At 34.7% G+C, this 8,019-nt stretch carries 6 protein-coding genes and 2 pseudogenes; 4 read left to right on the forward strand and 4 right to left on the reverse strand.

Annotated features, from left to right (window positions below; all coding sequences use genetic code 11):
- Positions 1-627: pseudogene (locus tag ACY65O_RS04380) on the reverse strand (hypothetical protein); the annotation flags it as partial.
- Between the two features lie 86 nt (positions 628-713).
- Here ACY65O_RS04380 and ACY65O_RS04385 point away from each other — a divergent pair.
- From ACY65O_RS04385 to ACY65O_RS04395, 3 genes are all read left to right on the forward strand, one after another.
- Complete coding sequence (locus ACY65O_RS04385) at positions 714-2,069, forward strand: N-acetylmuramoyl-L-alanine amidase family protein (RefSeq protein WP_462219631.1); 1,356 nt, start codon at positions 714-716, stop codon at positions 2,067-2,069.
- 56 nt (positions 2,070-2,125) lie between these two features.
- The gene (locus ACY65O_RS04390; RefSeq protein ID WP_462219632.1) at positions 2,126-3,157 is read left to right on the forward strand and encodes an MlaD family protein; all 1,032 of its coding nucleotides are present in this window, start codon (positions 2,126-2,128) and stop codon (positions 3,155-3,157) included.
- Between the two features lie 178 nt (positions 3,158-3,335).
- Positions 3,336-5,189, forward strand: coding sequence for an OstA-like protein (locus ACY65O_RS04395; RefSeq protein ID WP_462219633.1), 1,854 nt, complete (start codon positions 3,336-3,338; stop codon positions 5,187-5,189).
- Between the two features lie 87 nt (positions 5,190-5,276).
- Here the strand turns inward: ACY65O_RS04395 and ACY65O_RS04400 are convergent, their stop codons facing one another.
- Positions 5,277-5,417 (reverse strand): hypothetical protein, encoded by a 141-nt coding sequence (locus tag ACY65O_RS04400; protein ID WP_462219634.1) that lies wholly within the window; start codon positions 5,415-5,417, stop codon positions 5,277-5,279.
- Between ACY65O_RS04400 and ACY65O_RS04405 the strand changes: the two genes are divergently transcribed.
- Positions 5,416-5,868, forward strand: a complete 453-nt coding sequence (locus ACY65O_RS04405; RefSeq protein WP_462219635.1) for a hypothetical protein — start codon at positions 5,416-5,418, stop codon at positions 5,866-5,868. The genes ACY65O_RS04400 and ACY65O_RS04405 overlap by 2 nt on opposite strands.
- 169 nt (positions 5,869-6,037) lie before the next feature.
- Here the strand turns inward: ACY65O_RS04405 and ACY65O_RS04410 are convergent, their stop codons facing one another.
- Both ACY65O_RS04410 and ACY65O_RS04415 read right to left on the reverse strand, forming a co-directional pair.
- A complete protein-coding gene (locus tag ACY65O_RS04410; protein WP_462219636.1) occupies positions 6,038-7,228 on the reverse strand; it encodes a pyridoxal phosphate-dependent aminotransferase in 1,191 nt (396 codons plus the stop codon).
- A gap of 66 nt (positions 7,229-7,294) precedes the next feature.
- Positions 7,295-8,019 (reverse strand): annotated as a pseudogene (locus tag ACY65O_RS04415) (serine hydrolase); the annotation flags it as partial.

An 8,019-nucleotide genomic window follows, 5' to 3' on the forward strand; every position in this document is an offset into this window, starting at 1 on the left:
ATCACCGTAAACAAATAATTCATCCTGCTTGGTATAGGTTCCTTTGGTAATTCCTCTGCCCGTTTTCATATCAAACTTTATGGAATCGCTGATGGTTAAAAAATCTGCCTGTGTAAAAGTTGGCCACGAAATAACTTTGCCTGTACTGTCTTTAACAAAATAAGCACTTATTAAACTGGTTTTTTGGTCAAACTCTATATGGGGCGCTACAAGTTGATTATCTAAATATTTTACTTTGGTTTCTTTACCATATAAAATAATTTTATTAGTGGGTACATCCAGTATCATCGAATCATCGGCATGATAAGTTACCGGAGCGTCCAGAGAATCTTTAGAGGTTTTAAAATTTATGGTATCAATTACAGCAAAAGCAGAATCACTTATTTTTAAAGAATCAGGAATTTGTTTTTTAATAAAATTTGTATCTGGCTTTTTTACAGGTGGTGTATCAACTAAAATTTGGGTAATTGTTTTTGAGTTTTTAAAAATGGTATTGTTAGTTAAATTACTGTGAAAGTAATGGGTATTAAAACTATTAGTGGCACCATACAGCGTTATGCCTGCAAACAACAGTGCTAAAGCCCATGTCAATATATATTTTGCCTTACCTTTGTACAGTTGGTTCATAATTATGATTGGCAAAAATAGCCATTATAACAGCATGAAATTGTGAATATTATTATAATTACTAACCCCGGATAAACCTTTAGGATATGTTGAAAAACAAAGTACCTGTTTTAATATTGATTGCTGCTTTGCATTTGTTAATGTTACCCAATACTTTTTCACAAAAAAAAATAAAAACAATCGTTGTTGATGCAGGGCATGGCGGTTCAAGGGATCCGGGTGCCACGGGTCAGTACGAACATTCTTTACGCTCCAAAGAAAAAGATATTACACTTGCTATCTCCCTTAAATTAGTTGAAGAATTAAAAAAACAATTACCGGATGTTAGCGTAAAGCCCACACGTACCACCGATGTTTACCAGGACCCGAGGGAAAAAGCAAAATTAGCGAATGAGTTTAAAGGCGATCTTTTTTTATGTATTCATGCCGACAGCGGCCCTTTAAAAACCGGCAAAAGACAAATTGGTACTAAAGAAGAAACAAGGTACAGATACACTTTTACAGGAAAAGGAAGAAAAAAGAAAAAAATCCCTCATCCATACAAAGTTACCGTACCAGTATATGAATATTTTAAATTACCCTTAACCCGGAGTGGCACCAGCGTTTGGATATTTGCTCCGCATAAAACCAGTGATAAATTAAAAGCTATAATGGAAGGTGGCGAAGATTTTGAAATTGAAACTGATAATGCTGATTCAACCTTTAATGATTTTGATTTTAACTCTCCGGAAGGACGCACACTTGCGCAAATTTATGCTAAACGTTTTCAGGAAAGAAGTGATTTACTTGCAAAATATGTAAACAATGAAGTTGAAAAAACCGGAAGAGCAGCTTTAGGTGTCAATCAGCGGCAGGTAGGTATCCGTGTTTTACAATCTACCAATATGCCGGCTATTTTAATTGAAACCGGTTTTATTAATAACCCGGAAGATGAACGTTATATTAACAGCGAAGAAGGGCAACAGGAACTGGCAGAAGCCATAACTGCTGCAGTTATAAGATACAAGGAGCAGGTAGAAGGCACTAACAAAACCAGCGATACAAAAGCTGCTGAAGAAAAAACTACACCAGCTGAATTAGAAAGCAGGCCAACAAAAGATACCAAAATTTTACAGGTAAAAAGCGATAAAGTAAAAATAGAAATTTATGATGATGGGGAAATTGATAATGATATTGTTTCTGTTTATTTTAATAAAGATTTAGTAACGGGTAATAGAGCTTTAACTGCAAAGCCTTACAGTTTTACTATTGATTTAGTGCCTGGCAAAACCAATGAACTGGTATTATATGCCGATAACCTGGGCAGCATACCACCCAATACTGCTTTAATGATAATAACTGACGGCGTTAGCCGTTATGAAGTAAGATTGTCGGCAGATTTAAAAAACAATGCCTCAGTAAGGTTTGAATTTAAGTTGCAGAAACCAAAACCTAAACCATAAATTTGGCCCGAAGATTGGGAAGTTTATTAATAATATTTCAATAACTAACTACTACAATGAAAATTAATAACGAAACCAAAATTGGCGCGTTAACTGCAATAGCCATTACCCTGCTTGTACTGGGTTTTAATTTTTTAAAAGGAAAAACTTTTTTTGGTAAAAGCCACAGCCTTTTTGCAAAATACACCAATGTGCAGGGCCTTGCCAACAGTAACCCGGTTATGATAAACGGTTTGCAGGTAGGTACGGTGTACAGCATTACTACCGATAAAAATATGAAAGAAATTTTGGTGAATATGACTATGAACAAGGATGTAAATATTCCGGTAAATTCTTTTGCTTCTATAAAAAATAATCCGTTGGGTACTACAAGTATTGAAATTAAATTGGGCGATGCCCAGCAATATCTTCCTAAAAATGATACCATACGTACAGAAACAAGCGCAGGTATTTTAGATGGTGCTATGCAGGAATTAAGGCCGGTTTTAGGGCAGGTAAAAAATGCGGTAAAATCTCTCGATTCGGTATTAACATCCCTTGCAGGGGTACTTGATCCAAATGCAAAAAATAACATAAAGGGAATATTGGAAAACTTAAGTAAAACAACTGCAGGCTTAACAGTATCCTCTGCATCTTTACAATCATTATTAAATACCCAAACAGGGGCATTGGCTAAATCTTTAAATAATGTAAGTTCGTTTACTGGTAATTTGGCCAACAATAATGAAAAGCTATCAGCCGTAATGACCAACCTTGATAAAACAACTACCAATCTCTCTAAGCTTGATTTAGAAAAAACTCTAAATACTTTAAATGCTACTGTTGGAGATTTAAAAACAAGCCTGGGTAAATTAAATACAAAAGATGGCACTGCCGGCATGTTATTGAACGACGTTAAATTATACAATAACCTGGCTGCTACTGCCAATAAGTTAAATGTTTTGTTAGATGATGTAAAAACAAATCCCAAACGTTATATTTCATTTTCTGTTTTTGGCAAAAAGGCTAAGGGAGAAGCCCTGGTGGTGCCTTTACCCGATACTGTTAATGCCCCTTATTTAAAAATCCTAAAAAGCCCCGTCCCCTAAAGGGGAGTTATTCAAAAGGTATAAAAAATAAAATATGCTTATTTGCTATTTGAATAAAAAATATCTGAATAAAAAATATTGATAAATGCCATAACTCCCCTTTAGGGGATGGGGGCAACTTTACCATTACGTTATAAAATAATTTCGGCAACTTGCAGCAGTATAAAAATATTAAGCATTGCATTTGAAATTTACTACTACTTTCTCTTTACTCCTGCTGTTATTTGTTTTTAACAAAATATCGTATGCACAACAGCCGGTAACATTACCCTCGCCACAGGATACTATCAGGGTTATACAAATTGTACAGGCAAAAAATTTAAGGGAAAAAACAATTGACTCTGCTACAACTATTGAAACTGCTGCAGGCAATGTTATAATTAAAGAAGGCCTTACCACAACCTATTGCGATAGTGTGATAATAAACCGCAGAACAAACATAGTAGAAGCTTTTGGAAACGTACACATCAACGATAACGACAGCATACATACCTACGCACAGTACCTTAAATACATTGGTGGAGAAAGGATTGCCTATTTAAAAAAATCGGTAAAACTTACGGATAAAAAAGGTATTTTATTAAGTGATGAGCTGGAATATAATTTAAGAACCGGTATTGCTACTTATAAAAATGGTGGCAGGGTTTTAAACAATAAAACAGTTTTAACCAGCACCGATGGGGTTTATTATGCAGATACCAAAGATGTTATTTTTAAAAAGAATGTACACCTTGTAGATCCCAAGTATGATATAAGAACTGACAGTATGATGTACAATATCACCAATGATATTGCCACATTTATTGCTCCTACACATATTGTAAGTAAAGATGGCATTATTGATACCAAATCGGGAACCTATAATTTAAAAACAGGCGAAGCTATTTTTTATGATAAAACTTATATAAGAGACAAAGATCGTTTTATGACTGGTGACAGAATAGTTTTTGATGATAAAAAAGGCATTGTGATAGCTGAGGGAAATGCAAAAGTAGTGGATAGTATAAATCAAGTTACTACTCTTGCTGGACGAATAGATATAAACACAAAAGAAAATTCTTTTCTGGCTTACAACAAGCCTGTAATGATCTTACATAAAGATGGCGACAGTACTTACATAGCAGCAGACACTTTATTTTCTGGTTTGAGAAAATATGACAGCATTACAAAAAAAACTACCATTAAAGTTGATACCTTAAAAAAAACAAAAGCTATTGCAATAAATAAAACTGACAGCACCGGTATTACTTTTTTAGGTAAGAAGAAAAATGACAGTGTAATAATTAATCAAAATGAAAAAATCGACACAGTTAAAAACGAGATTGCTGTAACTGAAAATAAAATTAACAGTGATGATATTATATTACCGGAGAAGAAAAAAACTGACAGCCTGCAAATAAAATCATTGCTAAAAAAAGATACTGCAAAAAAAGCAATGGTCATCAATCTTAATAAAAAAGATTCTGCTGTACGTTACTTTTTAGGTTTTCATCATGTAAGGATATTCAACGATTCGCTGCAGGCCGTTAGCGACAGCCTCTACTACTCTACTGATGATTCTACTTTTAAATTATTTGGCCAACCATTGGTTTGGAACGGTAAAACACAAATAGCCGGCGATACTATTTATATGTTTACCGAAAATCAAAAAGCAAAACAGCTCTACGTTTTTTATAATAGTATCATTATTAATAAAACAGCCGATAAATTATTTAATCAAATTGCCGGACGTACACTTAATGGGTATTTTAAAGATGGCCAAATTGATTTTGTAAGAGTGAAGGGCTCGCCTGCCGAAAGTATTTTTTATCCGCAGGATGATGACAGTGCTTTTGTAGGCATGAACCGCAGCAGCGGCGATGTAATTGATATCTTCTTTGTAAAAAAAGAATTGAATAAAGTAAAGTTTGTAAATAATGTTGATGGTGTAATGTATCCCATTCGCCAAACCCCTGCAGATAAAAAACAATTGAAAAATTTTAAATGGCTCGATAACAGAAGGCCAAAAAATAAATTGGAATTGTTTGAATAAAATATGCCACACTTGTCCTGACTTTTTCGGGAGAGGCACAGAAACACAGAATTGTTTATTCTGAAAATCCTATTTGGCAACTGATAACTATTCTTTGGTTTTTATTTTTCCATCTCTTTTTCTTTTTACAAAATCCTTAACACAGTTAATAAAGCTTTGTGCGTTGTAACTAAAAATTACAATTACACCGGCATTATTTTCTATAATTCTTCTCAAAAAAAATACCATGAAAAAATTATTGTTATTATTTCTTGTTGCCTTTAGTTTTTCCTTAACCACAAAAGCACAGGATGAAAGCACTTACAAAAATGCTATTGGTGTCCGGCTCGGTTCATCAATACCGGCTATTAAAAGTGGTATTACCTACAAACATTTCATTGGTAATAATGCACTGGAAGGCATTTTAAGTTTTGGTGATGGTGTGGGCATTTGCGGCCTGTACGAAATTCATAAACCACTTGCAACAGAAAACCTGCAATGGCTGATTGGCTTTGGTGGATATGTCGCATTTAATAACAGTGGCAGTAATGTTGGTGCCGCAGGTATTATTGGGTTAGATTATAAATTTGCCAACATCCCCTTAAACCTTACTGTTGACTGGAAGCCTGAATTAAATATTATTACTAAAGTTGGTTTTGAAGCATCAGGAGTTGGTTTTTCTGCTAGGTTTACTTTTTAAGATGAATAGTATATGGTGAATGGTGAAATGTGAAAAGTGAACATTGGAACTATTTTTTTGATATTTTTTTTACTCTTTACAGCATAGCCATAAAAGAAAACCATCCGAAAATAACGGATGGTTTTTATAATTTTACTTAATTTATTTTTTATTGCCCATTGCCCATTGCCTATTTCAATTTCCCTAACGCCTCTTTAATCCTTACCCAAGCCCTTTCAATATTTGCCATGCTGTTAGCAAAAGAAAAACGAACACAATTAGGTTCGCCAAATGCATCACCCATTACTGAAGAAACATTAGCGGTGTTTAATAAATACATACTAAAATCGGCAGCGTTTGCAATGGTTTGTGTACCATCTGTTTTACCGTAGTAATAACTTACATCAGGAAAAATATAAAAAGCCCCTTCAGGTTCGGCGCATTTAAAACCTGGAATATCTTTTATCAATTCTAAAACCCTTGCTCTCCTTCTTGTAAATTCTTCCGTCATTTCTACCGAAGGTTTTAAATTACCGGTAAGTGCTGCCACTGCAGCTTTTTGTGTTATAGAGCAGGTACCACTTGTAAGTTGTCCTTGAATTTTTTCGCAGGCTTTTGCAATTTCAACATTGGCAGCAATATAACCCAGGCGCCAACCCGTCATGGCAAAACCTTTGCTTAAGCCATTTATTAAAATAACACGTTCTTTTAAATCTTCAAATTGTGCAATGCTTTCGTGCCCGCCAACAAAATTTATATACTCATAAATTTCGTCGGAGATAATTAAAACATCCGGATGTTTTCTAAATACTTCGGCTAATGCTGCCAGTTCTGCTTTGCTGTAAACTGTGCCCGATGGATTACAGGGCGAAGAAAACATAAACAATTTTGTTTTGCCGGTTATTGCCGCTTCCAATTGCTGCGGACTAACCTTAAATCCACTCTCCTGCGATGTACGAACTTCAACTACTTTACCTCCGGCCATTTTAACCAACTCCGAATAAGTTACCCAATATGGTGTGGGAATAACTACTTCGTCGCCATTATCAACCACGGCATAAATAGCATTGGCTAAACTTTGTTTTGCACCTGTAGAAGTAATAATATTTTCAGGTTTATACTCTAAATTATTATCACGTTTTAATTTAGTACAAACGGCTTCCCTTAAATCGGCAAAACCTGCAACCGGTGTGTAGTGGCTCCAGTTATCATTGATGGCTTTTATTGCGGCATCTTTAATATGTTGGGGCGTATCAAAATCGGGTTCGCCAAGGCTAAGATCAATTACATCAATTCCCTTTGCTCTTAACTCTCTTCCTAACTTGGCCATTTTAAGGGTTTCCGGCTCGTTAAATCTTGATAAAAGTGTAGATAGTTGCATATTTTGCAAAAGTAATTATAAGTTCTTGAAAAAAAATCAATCAAAAGGATTAAAATTTAAAATAAATTATTGCTCCTTATCGTAATTGAATTTAAACTCCGAAAAATCGGGTAAATGCTTTTTTTGCCTTTTTACTTCCAAATCGTAAATTACCTGCCCAAGATTTTTCATAAAAGGAAAACCAATGGTTTCAAAATCATATTTATCATCATTTAAAATACCATCGCTGTTGCAATACATTACAGCCGATAAAAAAAACTCCACTCCCTTTTCATAATCCACTACATAAGCCACATCTAAAAGTTGGCCATAGGCATCGCCAACTTTATTAAACACACGAATATTTTTTGGCAGGTTTCCCTTCTCACTTCCAAACAATAAAAACTTGCAGTAAGCCGGCCAGTAGCTTGCGGTATCTGCCGAATAAGGCGGAAATGTACTTTCAGTTGGCAACTGGCTCATATATTTAAAAACAAATTGTTTATCAGCATCTGTTAAATTAAAACGTTGGTTTGCATAAACCTTGTTTGGAAAAACCAGGCTGATTAAAATACTGTGGAGATCTTCAAGACTAATCCTGTTTTTCTTTGAAAAATTCATTGGGCTGTTTACTAAATTTCCGGCTTTTAAAAACCCGTTTCCCATGCTGTCGTTTCTTACAGCATATTGAGCAGCATTGGTTTGCATTGGCTGTTCGTACAAAATATTATTAGCTGCATCTAAAAATTTTACAGGGTTGGTTTGCCTGTTTTCCTCTTCGGATAATGCAATATCCAGCCGATGCAGTATTT

This window comes from Ferruginibacter sp., assembly GCF_031430955.1.
In the GTDB taxonomy this organism is placed as follows: domain Bacteria; phylum Bacteroidota; class Bacteroidia; order Chitinophagales; family Chitinophagaceae; genus Ferruginibacter.

Coding starts and splice junctions, on each gene's coding strand:
- ACY65O_RS04410 (WP_462219636.1), bottom strand. CDS start 7,228: ATGCAACTATCTACACTTTTATCAAGATTTAACGAGCCGGAAACCCTT.
- ACY65O_RS04390 (WP_462219632.1), top strand. CDS start 2,126: ATGAAAATTAATAACGAAACCAAAATTGGCGCGTTAACTGCAATAGCC.
- ACY65O_RS04405 (WP_462219635.1), top strand. CDS start 5,416: ATGAAAAAATTATTGTTATTATTTCTTGTTGCCTTTAGTTTTTCCTTA.
- ACY65O_RS04385 (WP_462219631.1), top strand. CDS start 714: ATGTTGAAAAACAAAGTACCTGTTTTAATATTGATTGCTGCTTTGCAT.
- ACY65O_RS04400 (WP_462219634.1), bottom strand. CDS start 5,417: ATGGTATTTTTTTTGAGAAGAATTATAGAAAATAATGCCGGTGTAATT.